The organism is Pseudomonas fluorescens, from assembly GCF_902497775.2.
In the GTDB taxonomy this organism is placed as follows: Bacteria; Pseudomonadota; Gammaproteobacteria; order Pseudomonadales; family Pseudomonadaceae; genus Aquipseudomonas; species Aquipseudomonas putida_F.
Window position 1 is genome coordinate 2,300,681 of record NZ_OZ024668.1, and the last position, 23,237, is coordinate 2,323,917.

Here is a 23,237-nt window from a genome sequence, read left to right on the forward strand (position 1 = left end):
CGCCGCGGTGTCCTGAAAGTGTTACTCGGCAATTTGGCCGTCGCCATGTTCATTCCGGCTGCTGACGCCAGCACCATCGATGGCATCAACCATACCCACTGGGCCATCAATCGCTTCAGTGTCGATGGGCGTTCGGCGATCGACATCATTGGTCCGTATCAAGGCGGGGGTGGGGGGTGTTGCTACATTGCTCCTGAGCGGTGGCAGCCGGGGATGACGGTTAGGGTTGATTGGGAAGCTGGAGCTGGAAGCTCGAAAGGGTTTCCTGGATTTGCTGATTGGCCTAAATATTTAGCCTGGGTTGAGAAAATTGATGAGCAAACGCGCAAGCACAGCAAGCTCGTCCCCGTCCCCGACTACACCGGCCAGAAAGTCTGCGGCATCACCGTGCATTTCCTGCCCTGCGACGACATCCAGGTCAGCACCTCCTGCTACGCCTACGGCAGCCCCAAATACCCGATCAAGATCCCGCTGCAGTTGCCGGAGCCACAGTCATGTCCCCAGTAAAGCACCCCGTGTGCTATCCCCCGCAATTTCCGCTGCAGGGTCGCCTGCCTCAGCGTGTCGAGCAGATCCAGGACAACCTCCTGCGCCAATGCGAGCAGGAGCGCGGCTACCATGATGCGCTGTGCCTGGCGGCGGGGTTTCGCCAGTCGCCGCCGTGCTGCAAGACTTTGCACATCAGCCTGTTCTTCGACGGCACGGGCAACAACCTCAACAACGACTTGTACGAGTCCGAGGTTGCCCACCCGACCAATATCGCCCGGCTGTTTCGCGCGAGCATCGGCGACGGTCACGCGGGCGGCACCAGCCATCGCGGCAGCAAGGCGCGCAGCTTGACCGACGCCGCTGGCACCGGTAACGGCCAGTACTTCAAGTACTACATGCCCGGTGTGGGCACGCCGTTTCCGGAAGTGAACGACCTGGACTACAGCAGTGATGGCCTGGCGTTTGCGCGCCGTGGCGAAGAGCGCATCAACTGGGGCCTGCTGATGATCGTCGATGCCCTGCGGCGTACGCTGGGCCAGCCACGGCTGGACAATGCGGGGTTGCAGGCGGCGGTCGAGGCCATGGGCACCTGGCGCGGTACGGAGTGGATCATGGGCCGGGCCAACCGTGCCCGCGAGTTTCGCAAACAGCTCAAGGCCCTGGAGCGCCCCTTGCGCATCGCCCTGGGCCAGCCCCAGCCGGGCCAGCCCAAGCTGCTGGGCATCAAGCTGTACGTGTATGGCTTTTCCCGCGGCGCGGCGGCGGCACGGGCCTTTGTCAACTGGCTGAACCTGCTGTTGTCGCGTTCCGAGGCAGTGCCGACGCTGAAGGTGCATGACCTCAAGCTGCCAGTCAGCGTGGAGTACCTGGGGCTGCTCGATACCGTGGTGTCGGTGGGCCTTGCCGATATCTCGCCCGGGGTGACCGGACATATGGGCTGGGGCGATGGTAGCCAGGAGTTGCCGCGCGGGAATCTGCTCAAACGTTGCCTGCACATCGTCGCCAGTCATGAACAGCGGCTGAGCTTTCCGTCGGAATCCATCCGTCGCGAGGATGGCGCCTATCCGCACAACAGCGTTGAAGTGATCTATCCCGGTGTGCATTCGGACCAGGGGGGTGGGTATCCGCCGGGGGATCAGGGAAAGGCTTCGAGTGAGGGGAACACTGAAGGTGACGGATTACTGTTGTCGCAATTAGCTCTGCACGATCTTTATGTCGATGCCTTTGCTCATGGTGCCCCATTGAAGGTACCGGAGGATTCTTTGCCAATCACTGTACGCAGTCAGCGTTGGCGGGCGATGGAGCCGGAAGTTGCGGATGAGTTTGACGTTTCACCAGTCTTGGTCAATCGCTTTAATGCTTGGCGACAAGTCACCCTCAACTTAGCCACCGCGCCACAACCGCTTCCCTTGGATCAGGTCGAACGCTACCAGGTGTCGCCGTCTAGTGTTCCTCTGGAAGAAGCATTACGTATGCAACTGGCCTGGATCACGGCCTGGCGTATTGACCGCTACGCCTTCGACAGCCTCAAGAGCACCACTTTCTACCATGCTGCGAGCGACAAGCACGGCACGGAAGACGCCCGCAAGTGCGCCGAAGCGGAGCGTGAGTACAAGCAAAACCAGGTCAATGCCCGCCGCAAGGCGCAAAAGGCCCGCGAGCGTAACGGTGCGCCGAAGTTACCGCTGGAGCCCGGCGTCCCGGATTTCGATCCGGACAAGGCGCAAACCCAATTGCGCGAAGCTGCTGCAGAGTTCGGCAAGATCTACCGCGACCTTGATAGCGACCCCTACCTGACGTTCTTGCGCATCGCCAAGCAAGTGAACCCCATCGCGCTGATTACCTACCTGAACAGCGCCCAGACGATTGCCGAACGAATGCGGTTGAAGGCGGCTGGGCGGGCGAAAGTCAGCCAGCTCTTTCCACCGCCCCAAGGCCAGCACAATCACAGGACTGAAGGTGCTCGCGGCAATGTGGACGAGCACCGCAATCGCCAGATGCCTGAAGGCTTGCTCCGGGCACTGTTTGACGATCAGGTACACGACTCCCGGGCCTGGTTTCTCCACGCCATGCTCAACAACACCTATTTGAAGGTGGGCGTGGCGGCGGGCCGTGAACCCTGGGGCAGCTACTTCAACGAGCGCATGGTGTTCTTCGGCGAGGTCAACAGGAGGGACCTGGCGCTACTGCCGGACGGGGCGAAAGCGCTTGACGGCATCGCTCAGACCTTGCAAGTCGATGCCCGGAATCGCGCCCAGGTCCAGCGAGACATTGCTGCGGTCTGGGAAGGCCATTACGCCAAGGTGAGCGAGGTGAACGATGAGTTGGCGTGATCGTTGCTTTCGCCGCCTGGCAAAGGAAATCGCCCCAAAGTGCATGTCGACTCGCAGCGGTGCCCTGAAAGTGGTCCTCGGCAACCTGGCCGTGGCCATGTTCATTCCGGCTGCCGGCGCGAGCACCATCGACGGCATCAACCATACCCACTGGGCTATCAACCGCTTCAGCGTGGATGGACGTTCAGCGATTGACATCATTGGTCCGTATCAAGGTGGTGGGGGGGGTGTTGCTTCATTGCTCCGGAGCGGTGGCATCCGGGGATTACGGTGAGGGTTGATTGGGAAACGGGCGTCGGTAGCTCAAAGGGCTTTCCAGGCTTTGCTGATCGGCCTAAGTATTTAGCTTGGAGAGACGAGATACGAGCACAAAAACGCAAGCACAGCAAAGTCGTCCCCGTCCCCGACTACACCGGCGAAAAAGTCTGCGGCATCACCGTGCATTTCCTGCCCTGCGACGACATCCAGGTCAGCACCTCCTGCTACGCCTACGGCAGCCCCGAATACCCGATCAAGACCCCACTTTACCTGCCGGAGCCACAGTCATGTCCGCAGTGAATCGCACAATGCTGATCGCTCTTTCTGGGCTTAGCGCAATCGTGATTGCATCGGATGCCAGCGCGAGCACCATCGACGGAATCAACCATACCCACTGGGCCATCAACCGCTTCAGTGTCGATGGTCGATCAGCCATCGACATCATTGGTCCGTATCAAGGTGGTGGTGGAGGGTGTTGCTACATAGCGCCGGAGCGTTGGCAGACGGGGATGACGGTGAAGGTTGATTGGGAAACGGGCGCCAGTGGACTGAGTGATCTTGCAGATGAGTTTCCTGGTTTTGGTGATTGGCCCAAGTACTTGAGTTGGGTGGACAAAGTTGAGGCCCAAAAACGTAAACACAGCAAACTCGTCCCCGTCCCCGACTACACCAGCGAAAAGGTCTGTGGCATCACCGTGCATTTCCTGCCCTGCGACGACATCCAGGTCAGCACCTCCTGTTACGCCTACGGCAGCCCCGAGTACCCGATCAAGACTCCGCTACAGTTGCCGGAGCCACAGTCATGTCCGCAGTGAATCGCACAAGGCTAATCGCTCTTTCTGGGCTTAGCGCAATCGTGTTTGCATCGGTTGCCAGCGCGAGCACTATCGAGGGTATCAACCATACCCACTGGGCCATCAACCGCTTCAGTGTCGATGGACGATCGGCCATCGACATCATTGGTGCTTACCAAGGTGGCGGTGGCGGATGTTGTTACATCGCGCCGGAGCGGTGGCAGCCGGGAATGACGGTGAGAGTTGATTGGGAAACCGGGGCGAGTGGACTGAGTGAGCTCGCAGATGAGTGTCCCGGCTTTACTGATGAAGGCAAGTACGATGCTTGGCTCGACAAAGTTGAAGCGCAAAAACGCAAGCACAGCAAAGTCGTCCACGTCCCCGACTACGCCGGCGAAAAAGTCTGTGGCATCACCGTGCACTTCCTGCCCTGCGACGACATCCAGGTCACTACTTCCTGTTACGCCTACGGCAGCCCCGAGTACCCGATCAAGACCCCTCTGCAGTTGCCGGAGCCACAGTCATGTCCGCAGTGAATCGCGCAATGCTTGCAGCCTTTGTCGGCCTTTCTGGCACCTTGATTGCCGAGGGGGCCTACGCCAGCACCATTGACGGTATCAACCATACCCACTGGGCCATCAACCGCTTTAGTGTCAATGGTCGATCGGCCATCGACATCATTGGTCCATATCAAGGTGGTGGGGGAGGGTGTTGCTACATCGCCCCTGAGCGGTGGCAGCCAGGGATGACAGTGAGGGTGAATTGGGAAACAGGCGTGGCTTATTCCGATGACTTTCCTGGGTTTGCCGACAGACCTAAATACTTAGCCTGGGTCAAAAAGATTGATGCGCAAAAAAGCAAACACAGCAAACTCGCCCTTGTTCCCGACTACACCGGCCAGAAAGTCTGTGGCATCACCGTGCATTTCCTGCCCTGCGACGACATCCAGGTCAGCACCTCCTGCTACGCCTACGGCAGCCCCGAATACCCGATCAAGACCCCGCTGCAGTTGCCGCAGCCCCAGTCATGTCCAGTGAATCATGCCGAACGGCAGGAGGGAGAGTAATGTACGCATTCATTCGTCAAGGTGACAGTCTGCGCGAAGCGGGCGGTAAGGTGCTGGAAGGGCGCTATCTGTGTGACGACCAGCCCATCGCATGCCAGGGGGATGCCGTGCGCTGCAACCTCCATGGCCTGACCGAAATCGCCGAAGGCAGCGACCTGGTCGAGTTCGACGGCAGGCCGGTGGCGTTGCACGGTCACCGCTGCAGCTGTGGTTGCACCTTGGTCAGTTCCATGCCCGATACCTTGGCGGCGTCATGAACAGGGCTGCGCAATTCAAACCTTATCCCCTGGCGCAGCCACCATTGTACTCACGCTGGCTGGCCGCAGGCGTAGCGCTGGTGGCCCTGGTGGGGGCGAGCAGTGCGCTTGTGCGCTCACTCATCGAGCCACGCCTGGCCCTGGCCAGTGTGGTCGCGGTGCTGCTTGTGTGGGCGGTGGCCTTGATGGTGCGGGTGTTGGGCTACCGCCTCAATCGCCACAACGCGCAGTGCTATGCCGAGGCAACAGAGCAACAGCGTCAACTCTGGTGGCGGCATCATCGCCTGAAAATTGCGCTGGTCGAGTCGGTGTTGGTAAGTGCTGCCTGTAGCAAGCCCGAGCAGGCGCGCGTTTTGTTCAGCCCCGACCACCGACCACCCGCTGTTATGGAGACGGCTGAGGGCACAACGATTCGTCTGCAGCAGGCATTCGGTCGCGAGGTCGAGGCACGTGAGCAGGAATTGGCGATATTGCTTGCGCTGCAGTGGCAGTTACAACGCACAGAGCGTTCCAGCGTGCAGCCTTTGTGTTGTTACTGGCAGGGCTCGCTGTCGGCCTGGCGAGCTTTTGCCGCGCAAATGGCCCAGCAATGCCCTGAGGTCCTTTTGCCTGAGCAACCTGAGCCTTGGCGGGGTATTCGCAGCCTGGACGTAGTCATCGACCTGCTGCAGCGCTCACCGGCTGATGCCCGTGTCCTCTGCGCCGGTTGTCATTCTTCGCCGGCTGCACGAGACCATCGACTGCCCGCCGGGGAGGCTGCGGTGCTCTGGTTGCTTGGCTCGCAAGGTGGGGTACGGTTTTCCCGGGGCGAATGGTTCGCGGCCGGGTCCGAGGACCTCACCGTGGTGGCTGAGCGCGCGTTAACCCAGAGCGAGCTGGAGGCTCCCACACCCGTTTGTGTGTCGTTCACCCAGCCCGCAGAGCTCGACGCATCGTTGATCGACTGGAACATCACGCAGAACAGGCAAGACGCTAATTTTGGAGCTCTGGGGAACCTGCAGGGGATGGTGGTACAGACCCTGGCTGCCTGGTACACCGAGCAGCATGGCGCGCCTTGTGCCTGGCTGGCTGGCGATCCTCATCATACCTTGACCCTTGGAATTGTAGAGCCCGATGACTCGAAACGTTGAAGCGCAAACGCTGTCTTCCTGGCGCACGGCGCTTCTACTGGCGGCGTTGATGGCTGTGATTGTCGTCACCGGTGGAGTGGCCTGGTGGCTGTGGGAGGGCCTCCCCGGCAGTCGAGCGACATTGCAGGATATGTTGCTCAAGGGCCTAGTGTGCTGGGTACTGCTGGTCGCTATGGCTGTACTCGCATGGCAAGTCATGCAGCGCACAATTGGCAGGCTTGTGAGCCACGCTTACAGGTGGCCGTTCAAGTCCGATACCAAGGCCGCGCCCCCCAAAACCGACTCTGAAGCAGCGAACTACCTGCGGGGGGCTTACGGCCCTTTCTGGCGCCGCAAGGTTCGTCTGCTGTTAATCGTCGGCGAGCCCGACCAGGTCGGTGTCATCGCTCCAGGCCTGGTTGCACAGAAATGGTTGGTAGGTCAAAGCACGGTGCTGCTGCACGGCGGTAGTCTGTTGTCTGAACAGGAGCAAAACCTGCTCGCACAATGGCAGGCGCTAACCCTCGGGCGCGGCCTAGACGGCATCGTCTGGGCACTCAGTAACGACCAAAGTAATGACACTGCTTCAGTAAGCATAGGTGTCTGCCGCCTGCAGAATCTAGCCAGAGACCTGCGCTGGCAACTGCCACTGCATCTGTGGCAGGTCTGCAGCAGCCAATGGTCGCAACACCCACGCAGCGCGCAACCTGTAGGTTGCCTGTTGCCGCGTCAACTCACGGCTGCGCAACTGGATGAGCATCTGCAACGCCTGCAGCCGCCGCTGCGCGAGCAGGGGCTTGCACACATCCAAAAAAATCTCGGCCATGATTTTCTCCTGCGCTTGTCGCGCGACCTTCAGGCCGAAGGCACTGCTCGATGGCGCACTGCGCTTTCCGACATACTGGGTACCCGTGGGGTCTTCCTGCGCGGCTTGTGGTTCAGCTTGGCGGTGCAACAAAAGAACGTGGTCGACTCGGGCCATCATTGGCACCCTGACCCGGCCTGGCTTGGCGTGCTGGGTGACAAGGCCGCTAACTCGCAGCGCCTGGGTTGGAGCGCTCCTCGCGTCGGCTATGCCGTCGCCCTGACCTTGGCCGCATTGTGGGGGGCTGGGCTGCTGCTGTCCTTCGTCAGCAATCGCGCCCAGGTTGCGCACGTGCAGGCTTCCCTGACGTCCCTGCAACTGTCACCCGGTACCGAACAGCCCTTGCAGGCTTTGAGCGAGCTGGTGCGCGAACTGGCACGCCTGGATTACCGTGCCGATCAGGGCGCGCCCTGGTATCAAGGCTTCGGCCTGGACCAGAGCCAGGCCCTGCGTGATGCCCTGTGGCCGCATTATGTGCAGGCCAACCATGCATTGTTGCGCGACCCAGCGGTGGCGCAGTTGCAAAGCCAGCTCGCCGCGCTGGTCAAGCTGGCGCCAGACAGCCCAGAGCGTGTCCGACGTGCCCGCGACGCCTATGATCAGCTCAAGGCTTACCTGATGCTGGCACGTCCGGATAAAGCCGATGCGGCGTTCCTGGTTGAGACCTTGGGCAAGGCTGAGCCGACCTTGTGGCAGTTCTACGGGCAACAGCTGTCAGTCAACCCAGGCTGGGCCATCGAGCCCCACCCGAGGCTGGTGGCCCAGGTTCGTCAAGTGTTGCTGGGCCAGCTTGGCCAGCGCAATGCCGAAGCCAGCCTGTACCGGCAGGCACTGGAGAGTGCAGCCAATCACTACCCGGCCATGAACCTGCAGCAGATGGTCGGCGACACCGATGCCACCGCGTTGTTCACCACTGGCGCCAGCGTGCCTGGCGTGTTCACCCGTCAGGCCTGGGAAGGGCAGGTCCGTGCGGCCATTGATGACGCCGCCAAGGCACGCCGCGAAGAAATCGACTGGGTACTCAGTGACAACCCAACGGATATTGCCGCCGAGCTGCGCCCTGAAGAGCTGAAGGAGCGTTTGACCGCCCGTTACTTTGAGGATTACAGCCGCGCCTGGATGGATTTTCTCAACAGCCTGCGCTGGCAGCAGTCCGACAGTCTGGCTGAGGTGATCGAGCAGTTGACGCTGATGAGTGACGTGCGCCAGTCGCCCTTGATTGCCTTGATGAACACCTTGGCTTACCAGGGGCAGGCGGGGGTCCGCGGCGTGGCCTTGACTGATTCATTGATCAAGTCCGCCCAGACCCTGGTGGCCCAGGACAAGGTTGCGGTGATCGACCCGTTGCCCCAGGGGCCGAGCGGGCCGTTGGATGCCACCTTCGGGCCGTTGCTGGCCGTGCTCGGCAAAGGCCCGGAAGGCCAGGGTGGCAACAGCAGCTTGAGCCTGCAGGCATTTCTCACCCGGGTGACGGGTGTGCGTCTGAAACTGCAGCAAATCAGCAGTGCGCCCGACCCCCAGGCGATGACGCAGGCCCTGGCGCAGACAGTGTTCCAGGGTAAGCAGGTCGACCTGACTGATACCCGGTCCTTTGGCAGCTTGATTGCCGCCAGCTTGGGCGCGCAGTGGGGTGGGATCGCACAGACGCTGTTTGTGCAGCCGTTGGACCAGGCCTGGCAGCGCGTGCTGCAACCTTCGGCAGCAGCGCTGAACAGTCAATGGCAACGGGCGATCGTCAATGAATGGCATGGCGCGTTTGCCGGGCGCTATCCCTTTGTTGCGACAGCCAGCGATGCATCGCTGCCGATGTTGGGGCAGATGATCCGTGCCGAATCCGGACGTATCGAGCAGTTCCTGCAGCAGCAACTGGCGGGGCTGCTGCGCAAGGAGGGTAGTCGTTGGGTCGCCGACCCTCGGCACAGCCAGGGTTTGCGCTTCAACCCGCAGTTTCTGACGGCGATCAACCAGCTCAGCCATCTGGCCGATGTGCTGTACACCGATGGCGGCATGGGCTTGAGCTTTGAACTGCAGGGCAAACCGGTACGCGATGTGGTGCAAACCACCTTCATCCTCAATGGCGAACGGCATCAGTACTTCAACCAGCGGGAAAGCTGGCAACGCTTTCGCTGGCCGGGGCACAGCGACTACCCAGGCACCCGCCTGAGCTGGACCAGCGTCCATACCGGCGAGCGACTGTTGGGTGACTATCAGGGCACGTGGGGCTTGATCCGTTTGCTCGAAGAAGCCCAGGTAACGCCATTGGACGATGGTGACAGCCGTTTTCGCCTGGTGCTTGAAGCGCCCGATGGCTTGGGGTTGACCTGGAACCTGCGCACTGAACTGGGGGCAGGGCCGTTGGCTATGCTCACGTTGCGTGACTTCACCTTGCCCAAGCAAATCTTTCTCGCCGAGGGTGATAGCCAGCCGAGCTATGCACAGGCCGGGAGCGCCGAATGAGCCTGCAGAACTTGATCGACAGTTGCTTGGCCGAGCATGAGCCCTTGACCCTGGCGCGCGAACACGGGCTGCTTTGGGAGACCTGGATACAACCCATCGATGCCGTTTCTCCGGTGGGCGTGGATCCAGTCTATGACGATGACTTCCAGCGCATGCGTGAAGAGGTCAATAAACTTTCCGGCGCCGACGTGGACCGTGTGGTGCAACTGGCGCACAAGCTGCTGACCCAAACGTGCAAGGACCTGCGTGTAGCCACGTATTACCTGTGGGCGCGCTTGCACAAGGAGGGAGAGGCTGGGTTGGCTGACGGTCTGAGTTTGCTGGCGGCCTTGGTGCAGCGTTACGCCGCCGAAGTCCTGCCCGTGCGACCCAACAGCCGCAAGATGGCTTTGGAGTGGCTGGCCAGCAGCAAGGTGCTGGACAGCCTCTCCCTGTACCCACAGGTGGTGAAAGCGGAGGCTCAGCGGACGGTCGCCGCCCTTGCCTGGTTGGAAGACGGGCTCAGCGCCTGGCCGCAAGACCTGCGTCCAAACCTTGGGGCATTGCATAGCGCTTTGTCCGCGCGCTTGACCCAGTCCGGTGGCGTAGATGCACTGGTGCCGCAGAACAGCGCAATTCACGCAGCGACCACGCACAGCGCTGGGGCGAACCTCACGTCGATCAAATCGGGGCGCGACCTGTTGGAAAACGGCCGCGGGCTGGCGGGTTATCTGCGCGAGCAGCCCAAGGGCTGGCTGGCAGCCCACCGCTTAATGAAGAGCTTGCGCTGGGACACGGTGCATCAAGTACCCCCGCAAGATGTCGGCGGCATTACCCGTCTCGCGCCGCCTCGTGGTGAATACCGGGCACAGCTCAAGCGCTTGTATCTGCAACAGAGCTGGCATGAATTGCTTGACCAGGTCGAACGGGTGTACGCCGAAGGTGTGAACCATTTCTGGTTGGACCTGCAATGGTACCTGTACCAGGCACTGAGCAAGCTTTCGACTCCGCACAGTGGCTGGGTAGGCATCGTCAAACGCGACCTGGGCATGTTCCTCGAACGATTGCCAGGGCTTGAGACGCTGCGCTGGAGCGATGGTTCAGCCTTCGCTGATGAGACCACCTGCGAGTGGATCAGTCAGCAGGTCAGTGGCACCCGCTCCCAGCAGTGGTTGCCTGCTCCCGTAGGCGTATCCGGTAGTGCAGACACCCAGATTCTTTCTCTGGAGAGCGAGGCGCTGGCACAGGCCGACAGCGACGGGGTAGAGCAGGCACTGGCATGGCTGGCGGCCCGCCCCGACGTGGCGACCGGGCGGCAACGCTGGCTACTGCGGCTGCTGATGGCGCGAGTGGCCGAGCAGTACAGCAAGAGTGAGCTGGCTATTCATCTGTTAGGCGAACTAGATGCCCGCGCCCAGCGCCAGGCGTTGACCGAGTGGGAGCCTGAGCTGAGCTTCGAGGTCAAGGCGCGCCTGCTTAAGCTGCTGCGCTCGAAAGCACAGCGCAATGATGCCGACAAGCCGGCCCTGGCCGAGCGAATGGAGACGCTGCTGGCGGCGCTGGTGGCCATGGATCCGGTACGCGCCGCAGTACTTTGCGGCTAAATTTTATTGAGCGGGATTCTTTTTTGAGCACGGACAATCTGACGCTACGTTACTTCGACGCCGAGATGCGCTACCTGCGTGAGGCCGGCAAGGAGTTCGCCGACGCCTTTCCGGACCGGGCGGCGCAGTTGAACCTGGACAAGCCTGGGGCGGACGACCCTTATGTGGAGCGCTTGTTCGAAGGGTTTGCCTTTCTCATGGGGCGGCTGCGCGAAAAGCTCGACGATGACTTGCCGGAGCTGACCGAAGGGCTGGTCAGCCTGCTGTGGCCACACTACCTGCGCACCATTCCCTCGCTGTCGGTGATCGAACTGGTGCCCGAATTGGAGCAAATGAAGCGCAGCGAGGTGATCGCCAAGGGGTTTGAGGTGTTGTCGCAGCCCATCGGCCCGCAGCGCACCCGTTGTCGCTACACCACCACTCAGGCGTTGACACTCCATCCACTCGTGCTGGAGTCCCTGCGCCTGGGGCACGAGCCGGACGGACGCTCGCTGTTGCGACTGCGCTTTGCCTGCGGCGGGTTGACGGATTGGGGCCAGATAGATCTCAGTCGATTGCCGTTGTACCTCAATGCCGATGCCGCGTTAGCGAGCGCACTGCATCAAGCTCTGACGCTGAACAGCCAGGCCATGTATGTGCGCTTGCCAGGGCAGCCGGAGCGTCGGGCGCTTGATGGTCATTTCAAGCCCAAGGGGTTTGCCGACGACGACCTCCTATGGCCCAAAGGCGATAGCGCTTTCAGTGGTTATCAGCTGCTTTTGGAGTATTTCACCTTTCGCGAGAAGTTCATGTTCGTGACCCTGTGTGGCCTGGAACAGTTGGACCTTGCTGCGGGTACGCCCTGGTTTGAACTGGACGTGGTCTTGAGCGAGCCGTGGCCGCATGCGTTTTCACCCAGCGCCGAGCATATCCGCTTGCATGCCGTGCCGGTCATCAACCTGTTCGCGCTGGAAGCTGATCCGTTGACCCTGCAGCCCTTGCAGAGTGACTACTTGCTGCGCCCCATGCGGCTGCAGGACGGCCATACCGAAATCTATTCAGTGGACCGGGTCACCGCTTCGAAAAATGCTGAGCGCCAGGACTATGTCCCCTTCACCAGCTTTCGCCACAAAGGCGGGATGCTACGGGACGAGGCACCGGAACGGTACTTTCATACTCGCCTGAAACGCGGCGCCAATGGCCTGCACGATACCTGGCTGATCCTCGGCGGTGAGGGTTTTGATAAAGACACGCTGCAGGTGCGTGAAAGCCTGTCACTACGCTTGACGGGCACCAACGGTCAGCTGCCTCGCAAGGCGCTGCAAGGCACATTGCTCGATACTGTGGTGCAGTCCACCCAAACCGGCATGCGGGTGCGTAACTTGTCTGCGCCGACCTTGCCCTGTTACCCGCCAAACCGTGATCGCTTCCACTGGCGCGTGCTCAGTCATCTGGGCTCCAATTTCCTGCCCATGCTCGACAGTGCTGAAGTGTTGCGCGGCACCTTGGCGCTATATGACTGGACCGCCAGCGAGATGAACCGACGTCGCCTGGAGGCAATTGTCGATGTCAACCACCACCTGATTCAGCGTTTCGAAAAAGGCTTTCTGCTGCGAGGGGTGGGCATCGAGGTCACCTTGGACGCCAATGGCTTCTCGGGGGAGGGTGACATCAGCCTGTTTGGTGAAATGCTCAACCGCTTCTTTGCCCTGTACGCCGATATTCACCTGTGTAACCAGCTTACATTGATCCTGCAACCGACCGGGAAGTGCCTGCGATGGAACGAGAATCACAGCCAGCGAATTCCCGGTTGAAGGCCGATGAGTTGCTGCAGACGCTGAAACAGCAGGTGGCCGAGGCCAACCTGTATCGCTTCTGCCAGTTGCTGGAACAAGCGTTGCCGGACCGGCCGCCCTTGGGCAGTTCTGCGCATCCGGCGGACGACGCGGTGCGTTTTCGACCCGACCCCGGCATGGGCTTTCCGGCTAGCGAACTGAAGGCGATCGAGACCGATGAAGCCTTCGCGCACCGGCCAGCCACGGTGCGCACGCGCCTGCTTGGGCTCTACGGTGTCGATTCGCCGTTGCCAACCGCCTACCTGGATGACATTGCCCAGCGCCGGGAAGGGCACGAAGCGCTAGCGGCGTTTCTCGATATCTTCAATCACCGGGTATTTACCCAGTTCTACCGCATCTGGCGTAAGTACTCCTACCCCGCCACGTTCGAAGCTGGGGGGACTGACGCGACGTCGCAGTGCTTATTGGGCCTGATCGGACTTGGGATTCCCGGCACCGCCGAGCGTATCGCCACCCCCATGTCGCGTTTCTTGGCACTGCTCAGTGTAATGCGCTTGCCTACCCGCAATGCCGAGGGGATTGTTGCGCTGGTCAAACTGCTGGCGCCCAACACAACTGCACAGGTGACTGCGCACTGGCCGCAAAAAGTTGCCCTGACGCAGTCGGCCAGCTTGTCCAGCGATCATCCAGTGAGTCTGTCTCAGAGCACTCCGTTGGGAAGTGTCGGCTGGGATGCCAATAGCCAATTGCACCTGGCGTTGTTGACCCAAGACCCGCAAGAGGTCAGCGGTTGGTTGCCGGGCGGCCAGCTACACAGCGATTTGCTGGTGCTGCTGCGGGTATACCTGGGCTGGCGCTGCACGGCGAAGCTGCAACTGTCGCTACCTGTACGCCATCTGCCAGCACCTGTGCTGGGCGTTACCTCTTCGAAGCTGGGTATGACCGCAGTGCTGGGGGTGGCGGAGCAGGACATCATCACTATCAACCTGGGCCGCTATCAAGGTCTGCAGATCAATCCTCAACACAGGGAAACACAGCATGTGGCGTACCGCTTCTAATTTCATGACGTTGGCAGCGGTCAGTGCATGGCTGGGCGGTTGTGGCTTGAGCCAAACCGTGGCCGATAGCACCACTGCCACCGCCAAGGCGATTTTCTACACGCAGGTGAAAACCCTGCACCTTGACTTCAGTGGTCGGGTAGCGCTGAACACGGACAAGACCGACATGAGTGGGCTTTCAGTGCCGACCCTGGTGCGGGTCTACCAACTGCGTGGCGACCGGGCTGTCGAGAAGGCTACCTACGATAGCCTGCTCAGCCAAGGTGACAGCGTGCTCAGTGCCGACCTGCTGAATGAGCGCACTCTGGTGGTGAAACCCGGCGAGGGCGCGCAACTGAGCATGCCGATGGACCAGGGCGCGCAGTTCGTGACGGTGGTAGCGCTGTTCCGTTCCCCCGATACCCACCTCAACACCTGGCGCCTGACCTTGAGCCGAAACGAGCTTGATCCCGATAAGCCGCGAGTAATCGAACTGGGTGACAACCGTCTGAGCTTACGACCGTTGGTCAAGGAGTGAAGTGTGTCCGAGTCGAATCCTTCGCTCTATGAACTGCTGCTGCAGAACTTTGAGGGTGAGTTGGAACTGAATCAAGTCGGTGAAGAGGATCAACAGACCCTGTCGGTGCTGGATAACCTGCAACGTATTCTCAATAGCCGAGCGGGGACGCTTGCTCACTTACCGGACTACGGCCTGCCAGACATGGGGATGATCCTGCAGGGGTTGCCCGGCTCTGCACATGGGCTGATGAGCACCATGGTCAACACCTTGCTCAAGTTCGAGCCGCGCCTGGCAGCGGTCGACGTCGTATTGCTACCGCAGTCGCGTCCTGGCCACCTTGAGTACACCTTGGACGTACAGCTCAAAGGCGGTAGGCGGGTGAGCTTCGGTACTACGCTGGCGCCTGAAGGAAAGGTGCTGGTGCGGCACCTCAAGCGGCAGAGCTATCTGTCGAAGTCGTGAACATTCGATGAAGGAAGGGAGGCTGGATGACGGCGTTGTTTGAAATGCGTGTCCGCCTGGGCGGTGACCCGCACGGCTTCGACGGGTTCAAGGTACTGCACGATGAACTGGTCAAACTGAACCACCCGGCCTGCCCGGACGTGGATTGGGTCAAAGTCGAGGCGCTGTGCCTGCGGTTGTTCGAGCAGAACGGTGCTGAACTGCAAACCGCCGCCTCCTTTGCTCTGGCACGCAGTCATCGTCACGGTCCGGCTGGCATGGCCGAGGGTGTTGCGCTGATCACTGCGCTCGTCGGTGAATGGCCGCGTTTATGGCCGACTTCGCCACCCGTTCGCCTCGACATCCTGGGGTGGTTGTTCTCTCAACTGCAGCCACTGTTAAGGACCGTTGAGTGGGGCGTTTCAAGCGTATCCGCATTAGCCTACCTGGAAGTTGAATTGAGACGCTTGAACCAGCAACTGAATTGCCAGGTGCAGGTCCCCGTACCGACGTTTCAGGCGTTGCTGGAGCAGGTCGGCAATTTGATGCAACGTATGCAGCGCAGCAGTTCTCCAAGCATGATGGTGCCGCAGCTCACAAGAGTGCCTGAACCCGCCTTGGTGATGCCCGTTGTGGTCATGCCGCCTGCGCAGAACCCTTTCGCGTTGGCCGCAGAGCGGCGAATCAGGCGAGGTAGAATTACGCTTGGATTACTCGTGATCACTGCTGTGATCGCCTTGGCCGGTTGGTTTGGCTGGAAGCACTGGCAAGCTGTTGAGGCCAATAAACGCGTCATGCCTGAGCCCGTTCAGCTGGATAGCCTGAGCTTGTTCGACGCCGGCAGCGCTGAACTCAAATCCGGCTCGACCAAAGTGTTGGTCAACGCGCTGCTCGGAATCAAGGTCCATCCGGGCTGGTTGATTGTCATTGCAGGGCACGCCGATGCCACCGGCGATGTAGCGAAAAACCTTGAACTGTCGCAGGCTCGGGCCTCAGCAGTACGTGACTGGATGCAGCGGATGGGCGATATCCCCGACAGCTGTTTTGCTGTCCAGGGCTTCGCCGCCAGTCAACCGGTTACCCGCAATGACACTGAGTCCGGCCGGGCAGCCAATCGACGGGTCGATATCCGCTTGGTGCCGGAAGTCGGGGCTTGCGGGCAATCTACGGCGGGGGGGCGAGGGTAGCAAAAAGCGTTATGCACCTTAATCCTTTAAGAATCGTCTGATACATGCCGGGCCTGGGCCACGCCATTATCGGCGGATGAAATTCGATCTCAGCGCTTGTGCAGCACTTCGCAGGTTCATCACTTCAATCGGCATCCTTCTGGTCTTGATGGCCAGCGCTTCAGCATGGGCGTCGATTACCTTCGACGGCTTCACCCGGTTCATCTTCGAGGGCAACCAGAAGCAACTGCCGGTGATTATCGTCAACCAGGCCGATGAGCCGGCGCTGGTGCAGGTCAAGCTCGGTTGGGGTGACCAGCAGGACACCCGGGAGCTGCCGATGGCTGTTTCCAAGCCACTGCTGCTCATTCCCGCCAACAGCAAGGCATCGACCGACATCCTCTACCAGGGGCTTGGCCTGCCTGATGACCGGGAGTCGTTGCTGTTGCTCAAAGTGCTGCAGATTCCGAAAAAAACCGCCGACAGCAACGCCATGGCGATTGCCTTGCAGCACAACCTCAAGTTGTTCTACCGGCCGCAAATACCCGGCTCGGTCAAGGAGGCTGTGGAGCAACTGCGCTGGTCTGCAATTGCAGGCGACAGCTATGAAGCGCGCAACGATTCGCCGTATTACCTCACCCTGACCGAGGTCGGTTTGCTTGATCATTCAGGCGCCGCCTGCGGCAAGGTCATTGATCATCTGATGATTGCGCCGTTTTCAACCTATCCATTGCCTGTGAGCGACTGCGACCGGCCCGTCAGCCAGGTGGCGTACGCCTTTATCAGCGACGCCGGGCTGGCCCATGCGCGTCGAAGCGAGCTGCAGTTGTGATTATTCCGGAAGGCGTTGCCATGTTTAGCAGACAGTTACTTTTTATTGGCGTTTTGTTTTTTTTGAGCATTCCTGATAGCTATGCGCTGAAATGCCAGAAGACCGGTTCGGCGCTCATCAATGACACGACCACCATTACCGATACCACCGCCATTCCCAACTCGTTGCCTGCCGGCACAATTCTTTGGCGACAACCCACGCAAAGCATCAGCGTCGAGTGTTGGGTGGACTTTCAGGGCAGCCCTAGTGAAAAAATTTACTTTTACATGAACCCGAACAGGGTCGATCTTGGCAAGGACATCGAAATCGGCGTCACTTACCAAGGTAAAGACTATTTGTACTCTTCCCTAACTGGTGGAAAGCTGGACATCGGTTGGACTGTGGCCGGCTGTCCAACAGGTGATACTTGCGGCTGGCAAAAAGAAAGCAAAGCCATGACCTACTCGTTGTTCTTCGTCAAGAAGTCGCCAGCAGGCGATAACAAGGAAGGGCCGATCACTTCACTTGCCAACTACCGGGCGTTCCAGTTTGACGGGGTTGGCGGTGTGCGGCCCGGCGAGAGCTACAACGTCACCGTCAACGGCTTGAACAAATTTCGCTACCTGCCTTGCGAGTCGTCGATCACCATCCAGCCGAGTGTTATCAATTTCGGTGCGATCCGTACCTCAGGCGCCAAGGTCGGCGCAACGATCAAGGAGGTGCCGTTCACCATCACCGAACAGCGCACCTGCAATGCCGCCTACGGCCTGGGCGGTTACCTGGAGCCGTTGACCGCGACGTTGAACGCGGCGCAGGACACCCTCATTCCGACCGACAACAAATCGGTGGGCATCAGCCTGATCAACGAAGACGACCAGCGTGCCTTGTTCTTCAAGAAAGAGTTCGTGCTGACCCCCAAGACCACCTCGACCACCAATACGCATAACTTCCTGGCACGCCTGAAATGGATGACCGCGACGCCGACCTTTGGCGAGTTCAATGCCGGCGCGACCCTGGATATTTTCTACAAGTAAGCGGCAGCGCTGTTGTAGACTCGCCGCTTGCCAGGGAGGCCCGCGTGCTCAGCAACAAGCACCGCGGCCAGGTCAGTCTTTACCTTTTAGGGAAATCCCGATGTTCAAGATGAACGCGCTGGTGCCAGAACTGATCGTCAGCGACCTGCAATGCAGCCGGGCTTTTATTGCGAGACGGGCGGTTTTCGTCCCTGCCCATAAGGAAACCCGCAGATGACCAAGCTCATCACAGGCTGTGCGGTACCAGGCAATGCGCGGATCCACCTGCAACTGGCCGGTGCGGATTTCGTTGACGCTCACCGGGCGCAGGTGGCCAACGCCGAGCGTACGGCGCTGGGCCATTTTCTGCAGCTGATGAGCAGCATGCCGCGATGGATCGACAACCTGATGGTGCTGCGCAATCGCATCGTGCAGTTGTTGGGGCTGAAAGACCTGGGGCGTTTGTCGAGAATTGACCTGCAGCGCGACGAGGCGTCTTACCAGGTCAATGAGCGAGTCGGGATTTTCACCCTGATCAGCAATAGCCCGGATGAAGTGCTGCTGGTCGACCGTGACAAGCACCTGGACGTCTACATTTCATTACTGCGCCTACCCCTGGGCGCCGACAACCGCCGCGAGATTGTGGTGTCCACCGTGGTGCACACCCACAATCGCCTCGGCCGGTTGTACATGCTGCCGGTGGCGCCGTTTCACCGGTTTATCGCGCCCATCGCCCTCAAACGCTTGATCCGCGCCAGGTAGGGACTTGCCTCAGACGAAGCCTTGCCCAGCGAACCCGCGTGGCAAACGCTGGCGGCCGGGCAGGGCGCTCAGGCGCTCGATCCAGGCGCTGCGCCAATCGCTGGAAGCGTGTTGAGTGCTGGCTCTGCGCGCGCGGCGCGCGGCATTGCGCTGGTCCTTGCGGGCCGTCTTGAACGCATCGGTGTTGCGGCAGCTGCGGCATTTGACCCGATTGAGTTCGGTGGTCGCGGTCAGGTTCTTGCCGTGGTGACCGCAAGCAAGGTGGCCGGCGGTCTTGTAGTGGGTGACCATGGGTATCCTCCTTGGCACTGTTGACAACAACAGGCTCTAAGGTTTGGACCGCTTGGGCACGGGCAGGTTCGGCGTTACTGTCCGCTCAAAGTCGACACTGCGACTATCACCGTCCGGGCCGATGAACGCGGTCGCGTCGTCTTTGGCCGATGCCCCCGTATCGCAGGTGCCGGCGCATTTTAGACACCACCCAGAACAACACCAGGCCGACGACCAGCAATGCGCCGGCAAACCACAGGTTTAACACCAGGGTGTCGTGGAATGCCTGCGGCTGCAGGTCGGCGTAGTAGGTGATGTATCCGGACCCGGTCCGGCCGCCGCGGGGGATGCGCGTCGAGCCTCGCTCCAGGTCCATCCAGCTCGACAGGGTCAGCCACACTGCGCCAAGCACAGCAGCGATGCCCAAGGCCAGGCCCCCCAGGTCGTCGCTACTCCAGGGGCGAGATCGTTTGCGCATAAGCGTCCTTGCTTGCTGCCGTCATCCGACGGCTGGAAAATCGCCAGCATACCAGCTGATGGCTAAAAGCCCGAGGTCTGATGCTGCACGCTGAACTGCTTGCGGAACCATTCCTGGAGCATGGCCTTTTCGGCATACAGGCGGTCTGTGTCGGCACGCCGCCCCGGGCGTTGCAGGTAGAACTTGTCACTCAGGTGCGCATCGGCCTGGCTCAATGCCTGGCCCTGTTGCGACAGGACATAGTGCAGGTCGATACTGGGCCAGGTGACGTCGCGCATGATCCGCACCGAATAGGCATTGGCGCGCCACGGCTCGTACTGGCCAGCCAGGTCGATGTCGCGGATATCGATGCGCAGGCTCTGGCCGGGCGGCAGGTAACGCTGGCCAAGCTTGACCAGGTAGGCGCTCAGCTCCTTCATGACATAGGCATCGGCGCCGCGTTGGTAGCCGTTGCTGTCGAGGCTGGCATCGCGAAAGTGTTCGGGTTTGTCGAAGGTGACTTCGACGTTGGACGTGGCCGCAGGTTGCGCCAGGCTGTTGAAGGCCAGCAGGCTCAAGGTGGCCAGGGTCAGGGCAGGGCGCATGATTCACCTCCAGGTGCAGCCTTGCGCAGTTCACTGCACAGGCTTCATTGTACGCCTGTGCAGATTGAAAACAGAGGAGTCGGTAGTGCGCAGGATCGAGCGATTTACAGCCAACACGCGCGGGCGCGATATTGCCGTGGGCGACATCCACGGGCATTTTTCACGCCTGCAGGAACGGCTGACGGCCATCGGTTTCGATCCCGCGGTGGACCGCCTGTTCAGCGTCGGCGACCTGGTCGACCGCGGTCCGGAGTGCCCGCAGGCCCTGGAATGGCTGGCGCGGCCGTGGTTTCACGCGGTGCAAGGCAATCATGAAGCCCTGGCGGTCACCCACGTTGACGGCGGTACGCTCGACTACAGCCAGTACCGCGCCGCCGGCGGCGGCTGGTTCCTGGCCCTGGACGCCGATGAACAGGCGCGCTTTGCCGAACGCTTTCGGCGCATGCCGCTGGCGCTGGAGGTTGAAACCGCAGACGGGCTGATTGCCCTGCTGCATGCCGATTGCCCGTTCCGCCACTGGTCGCAGTTGCGTGAGTTGCTGGCGGGCACGCCACCGAGCGAGGTCCAGGAGGTCTGCCAATGGTCGCGCAAACGCCTGTATGCCGGCGATGACACACCGGTCGAGGGGCTGCGGGCGTTGGTCGTCGGGCATACCCCGCAGCGCGAGGTACGGGTGCTAGGCAACATCTGGCATATCGACACTGGCGGCTGGGCCAGCGGCCAGTTCAGCCTGCTCGACCTTGCCAGCCTCACGGTACTCAACGCCAGCCCAGGTGAATGATCACCCCGAGTGCCAAGAGTATCAGCACCGCCCCCGATACCCGCTCAAGCCAAGGCAGCAGGCGGGCAAAGCGCCTGCGCACACGCAGGTTGCCGATGGCCGCGGCTACCAGCAAATCCCAGAGCAGCACCGCGCTGAACATCCACCCAGCGTACAGCAGTTTCCAGCCGGCGCTGGTCTGGCTGCCACTAACCATGCTTGCCAGGCTGACATAGAACAGGGCGTTTTTCGGATTGAGGATTGCCGACAAAAAACCCATGACCAGGCTCTTGAACCAGGGACTGTTTAGCGCAGCGTGGTGAGCGCTTGCCTGAGTCAGTGAACTACCGCCGGCATGACGAATGAACAGCACGCCGATGTACAACAGGTAGGCGCAGCCGGCCAGTTGCAGGGCGACGAACAACGCGCTGTCTGGCTGCAGCGCCGAGACGCCGCTGAAGGCGGCCACAATGAACACGCCGTTGGCCAGGGCGATGCCCAGGCAGGCGCCGGTCGCTTTGAGCCAGCCGGCGCTCATCGAGGTGCGTGCGACCAGGAAAAAATCAGGGCCGGGTGACAGCAACGCGAGAAAATGCGCTGCGGCGATGATCAGGAACTGTTCCATCGATTTCGGACTTCTTCAGCGAGAGGGCTGCTGATTGTCCGTAGCGGGTGCCGCAGTTGTATTGAATAAAATTGCACGCTCAGCCGCGGTACAAGCCAGGCGTCACCCCGGTATGGGCCTTGAACACTCGCTGGAAGTGGCTCTGGTCGGCGAAGCCCAGGCGGTAGGCGATATCGGCCATGTCCTGGCCCTTGCGCAGCCACTGGCGCGCGCGGTTGACGCGCAGGTTCAACTGCCAGGCGTGGGGGGTAAGGCCGGTCGCGGCGCGGAACGCGCGGATCAGCTGGTAGCGGCCCATGCCGGCGCTGCTCGCCAGCTCACCGAGCGGCAGGCTGTCGGCGTCTTCCTGCGCAAGCCGCTGGAGCAAGTCTTCGAGACTGCAGTCGAGGTACGTTGGCGTTTTTGCCAAGGGGGCTGTGCGCTGCTCGTCATGATCGCCGATGAACTCGATCAACGCGGCCTCTTTCTCCTGAGGGGTGGCTTGAGAGAACAACAGCTCATTGAGCCGGGTGAAGCGCTCATAGGTAGAAGGGTTGCGGGTGATTCGCGCCGGTTTTCCCTGGACCTGCGGTGCCAAGGCGGACTCCATGCGCAAGGCCTGCAACCAGGCGGCATCCAGGTGGAGCATCTGGTAACTCCAGCTCAGCCCGGGTTCGGGGTTGCAGGCGTGCACGCAGTGCGCCGGGACGAACACCAGGGTGCCCGGGAACAGGCGCGTTTGCGCTTTGCCTGCGCCGGTGAACACGCTGCAACCCAGATCGACCGCACCAATCGAGAACGTCGGATGGCTGTGCGCCTTGTAGCAGGCACGGCTGTCGCAGGCACGTCGGCTTTCGACATAGGGCAGGGCCGGATCACGCCAGAACAGGGTATGGTTTTTTGCAGGTGCCCGGTGCATGCACGTCAGTCTCAAGGGGCCAAGCCTTGAGCTTATCAAGCTGCCGCGAGTAATTCACCGGCTAAAAAACGCCCCCCACGTTGCCGGGAGGGGCGTCTGCGCAGGCTCAGCCGCGGTTACAAGGATTGCAGGGCAATGCTCGCCGATTGCGAATCCTGCGGGCTGTCGGCGTCCATCCATACCCATTGGCTTGCGTCGCCTTGCAGGTTGGAGGTGATGCTCTGGATGTTCGAGGTCTGGATGGTCACCACCCCGGGCTCTTTGGCGGTTGGCCCGATCGTGGTGATCTGGTTGGGCAGCAGGCCGTTGGAGGTTTCATTGACCACGTACACGATCGCCTTGGCCTCGCGGAACTGACAGGACACGAACTGGGTGATCTTGCTGGCGATCGTCAGGCTCATCCATTTTGACGGCGGCACCGCATAGTAGCGACTGTACTTGCTGAACGGGTACTGATCGCCATTGGCCTGCAACGGCTGGTTGTTCAGGCCTGCAGTGTTGGTGGGCATGCTCACGCTGCCGAGCCAGACATCCACCTGGGCATTGCCACTGTTGGGGGATATCGACACCGAGACTGTCTGGGTATCGGTACCCGAGACAAAACCCACTGCCGCAAGGCCCGCATTGGCCGTGGTGCCAGGTACGGTGATCGGGCAGGGCGGCTGGCTATTGCTCCAGTTCACATTGACCGTGGCGCTGGTTTGGTTTTGTGCCGAGTTGTACATAAAGATACCGTACAGCTGTCCCGGGCTCAGGGTTGTGCAGGTGGCGGTGTCGCCGGAAGTGAGGGTGAGACGTTGGCCGCCGTTCCAGTTGGTCTGGGTGGCGAGTACACCGATGCTTTCCATGGAAATGTCCTTTTCCGAGCGTTGACAGGGCAGGTGGC

General features: G+C 60.8%; 24 protein-coding genes and 1 pseudogene. 19 read left to right on the top strand and 6 right to left on the bottom strand.

Annotated features, from left to right (window positions below; genetic code table 11):
* Positions 1-45 precede the first annotated feature (45 nt).
* The 18 genes and pseudogenes from F8N82_RS10535 (at position 46) to F8N82_RS10620 (ending at position 18,736) form a co-directional block, all read left to right on the top strand.
* Complete coding sequence (locus tag F8N82_RS10535) at positions 46-507, top strand: DUF3304 domain-containing protein (RefSeq protein WP_224793748.1); 462 nt, start codon at positions 46-48, stop codon at positions 505-507.
* On the top strand, positions 495-2,822 hold the full coding sequence (locus F8N82_RS10540; protein ID WP_150776865.1) for a T6SS phospholipase effector Tle1-like catalytic domain-containing protein: 2,328 nt from the start codon (positions 495-497) through the stop codon (positions 2,820-2,822). The genes F8N82_RS10535 and F8N82_RS10540 overlap by 13 nt, the downstream gene beginning before the upstream one ends.
* 97 nt (positions 2,823-2,919) lie before the next feature.
* A pseudogene (locus F8N82_RS10545) lies at positions 2,920-3,380 on the top strand (DUF3304 domain-containing protein).
* Between the two features lie 8 nt (positions 3,381-3,388).
* Positions 3,389-3,895, top strand: a complete 507-nt coding sequence (locus F8N82_RS10550) for a DUF3304 domain-containing protein (RefSeq protein WP_099050707.1) — start codon at positions 3,389-3,391, stop codon at positions 3,893-3,895.
* Positions 3,883-4,410: a DUF3304 domain-containing protein gene (locus F8N82_RS10555; protein WP_038995215.1), complete on the top strand. Its 528-nt coding sequence runs from the start codon at positions 3,883-3,885 to the stop codon at positions 4,408-4,410. Before F8N82_RS10550 ends, F8N82_RS10555 begins: the two co-directional genes overlap by 13 nt.
* Positions 4,398-4,940: a DUF3304 domain-containing protein gene (locus F8N82_RS10560; protein WP_080764735.1), complete on the top strand. Its 543-nt coding sequence runs from the start codon at positions 4,398-4,400 to the stop codon at positions 4,938-4,940. The genes F8N82_RS10555 and F8N82_RS10560 overlap by 13 nt, the downstream gene beginning before the upstream one ends.
* Positions 4,940-5,197, top strand: coding sequence for a PAAR domain-containing protein (locus F8N82_RS10565; RefSeq protein ID WP_038995216.1), 258 nt, complete (start codon positions 4,940-4,942; stop codon positions 5,195-5,197). Before F8N82_RS10560 ends, F8N82_RS10565 begins: the two co-directional genes overlap by 1 nt.
* Positions 5,194-6,327, top strand: a complete 1,134-nt coding sequence (locus F8N82_RS10570) for a hypothetical protein (protein ID WP_038995217.1) — start codon at positions 5,194-5,196, stop codon at positions 6,325-6,327. The genes F8N82_RS10565 and F8N82_RS10570 overlap by 4 nt, the downstream gene beginning before the upstream one ends.
* 49 nt (positions 6,328-6,376) lie before the next feature.
* A complete protein-coding gene (locus F8N82_RS10575; protein ID WP_038995218.1) occupies positions 6,377-9,628 on the top strand; it encodes an ImcF-related family protein in 3,252 nt (1,083 codons plus the stop codon).
* On the top strand, positions 9,625-11,211 hold the full coding sequence (gene tssA / locus F8N82_RS10580) for a type VI secretion system protein TssA (protein ID WP_038995219.1): 1,587 nt from the start codon (positions 9,625-9,627) through the stop codon (positions 11,209-11,211). Before F8N82_RS10575 ends, tssA begins: the two co-directional genes overlap by 4 nt.
* 23 nt (positions 11,212-11,234) lie before the next feature.
* The gene (gene tssF / locus F8N82_RS10585; RefSeq protein WP_150776866.1) at positions 11,235-13,004 is read left to right on the top strand and encodes a type VI secretion system baseplate subunit TssF; all 1,770 of its coding nucleotides are present in this window, start codon (positions 11,235-11,237) and stop codon (positions 13,002-13,004) included.
* Complete coding sequence (gene tssG / locus F8N82_RS10590) at positions 12,968-14,044, top strand: type VI secretion system baseplate subunit TssG (RefSeq protein ID WP_038995221.1); 1,077 nt, start codon at positions 12,968-12,970, stop codon at positions 14,042-14,044. Before tssF ends, tssG begins: the two co-directional genes overlap by 37 nt.
* Positions 14,025-14,561, top strand: a complete 537-nt coding sequence (gene tssJ, locus F8N82_RS10595; RefSeq protein WP_038995222.1) for a type VI secretion system lipoprotein TssJ — start codon at positions 14,025-14,027, stop codon at positions 14,559-14,561. The genes tssG and tssJ overlap by 20 nt, the downstream gene beginning before the upstream one ends.
* A 3-nt stretch (positions 14,562-14,564) precedes the next feature.
* The gene (gene tssE, locus F8N82_RS10600) at positions 14,565-15,005 is read left to right on the top strand and encodes a type VI secretion system baseplate subunit TssE (RefSeq protein ID WP_038995223.1); all 441 of its coding nucleotides are present in this window, start codon (positions 14,565-14,567) and stop codon (positions 15,003-15,005) included.
* 26 nt (positions 15,006-15,031) lie between these two features.
* Positions 15,032-16,171 (top strand): OmpA family protein, encoded by a 1,140-nt coding sequence (locus F8N82_RS10605; RefSeq protein ID WP_038995224.1) that lies wholly within the window; start codon positions 15,032-15,034, stop codon positions 16,169-16,171.
* A 148-nt stretch (positions 16,172-16,319) separates the two neighbouring features.
* A complete protein-coding gene (locus F8N82_RS10610) occupies positions 16,320-16,982 on the top strand; it encodes a fimbrial biogenesis chaperone (RefSeq protein ID WP_224793746.1) in 663 nt (220 codons plus the stop codon).
* On the top strand, positions 16,979-17,995 hold the full coding sequence (locus F8N82_RS10615; protein ID WP_176470468.1) for a fimbrial protein: 1,017 nt from the start codon (positions 16,979-16,981) through the stop codon (positions 17,993-17,995). The genes F8N82_RS10610 and F8N82_RS10615 overlap by 4 nt, the downstream gene beginning before the upstream one ends.
* A gap of 213 nt (positions 17,996-18,208) precedes the next feature.
* The gene (locus F8N82_RS10620) at positions 18,209-18,736 is read left to right on the top strand and encodes a DUF2867 domain-containing protein (RefSeq protein WP_038995228.1); all 528 of its coding nucleotides are present in this window, start codon (positions 18,209-18,211) and stop codon (positions 18,734-18,736) included.
* A 9-nt stretch (positions 18,737-18,745) separates the two neighbouring features.
* Here F8N82_RS10620 and F8N82_RS10625 read toward each other — a convergent pair whose 3' ends face one another.
* The 3 genes from F8N82_RS10625 to F8N82_RS10635 all read right to left on the bottom strand — a co-directional run bounded on the left by F8N82_RS10625 (position 18,746) and on the right by F8N82_RS10635 (position 20,068).
* Entirely contained in the window at positions 18,746-19,027 is a 282-nt protein-coding gene (locus F8N82_RS10625; protein ID WP_038995229.1) for a hypothetical protein, read from the bottom strand.
* Between the two features lie 106 nt (positions 19,028-19,133).
* On the bottom strand, positions 19,134-19,484 hold the full coding sequence (locus F8N82_RS10630; protein WP_038995230.1) for a hypothetical protein: 351 nt from the start codon (positions 19,482-19,484) through the stop codon (positions 19,134-19,136).
* A gap of 62 nt (positions 19,485-19,546) precedes the next feature.
* The gene (locus F8N82_RS10635; protein WP_038995231.1) at positions 19,547-20,068 is read right to left on the bottom strand and encodes a DUF3016 domain-containing protein; all 522 of its coding nucleotides are present in this window, start codon (positions 20,066-20,068) and stop codon (positions 19,547-19,549) included.
* Between the two features lie 85 nt (positions 20,069-20,153).
* Here F8N82_RS10635 and F8N82_RS10640 point away from each other — a divergent pair, with 85 nt between their 5' ends.
* Positions 20,154-20,849 carry a metallophosphoesterase gene (locus tag F8N82_RS10640; protein ID WP_038995232.1) on the top strand — a complete coding sequence of 232 codons (696 nt, stop codon included), beginning with the start codon at positions 20,154-20,156 and terminating at the stop codon, positions 20,847-20,849.
* Here F8N82_RS10640 and F8N82_RS10645 read toward each other — a convergent pair.
* From F8N82_RS10645 to F8N82_RS10655, 3 genes are all read right to left on the bottom strand, one after another.
* Positions 20,827-21,453 (bottom strand): LysE family translocator, encoded by a 627-nt coding sequence (locus F8N82_RS10645; RefSeq protein WP_038995233.1) that lies wholly within the window; start codon positions 21,451-21,453, stop codon positions 20,827-20,829. The genes F8N82_RS10640 and F8N82_RS10645 overlap by 23 nt on opposite strands.
* Positions 21,454-21,532: 79 nt before the next feature.
* Positions 21,533-22,351, bottom strand: coding sequence for an AraC family transcriptional regulator (locus tag F8N82_RS10650; RefSeq protein ID WP_038995234.1), 819 nt, complete (start codon positions 22,349-22,351; stop codon positions 21,533-21,535).
* Positions 22,352-22,467: 116 nt separating this feature from the next.
* On the bottom strand, positions 22,468-23,199 hold the full coding sequence (locus tag F8N82_RS10655) for a hypothetical protein (protein WP_038995235.1): 732 nt from the start codon (positions 23,197-23,199) through the stop codon (positions 22,468-22,470).
* Positions 23,200-23,237: the final 38 nt, after the last annotated feature.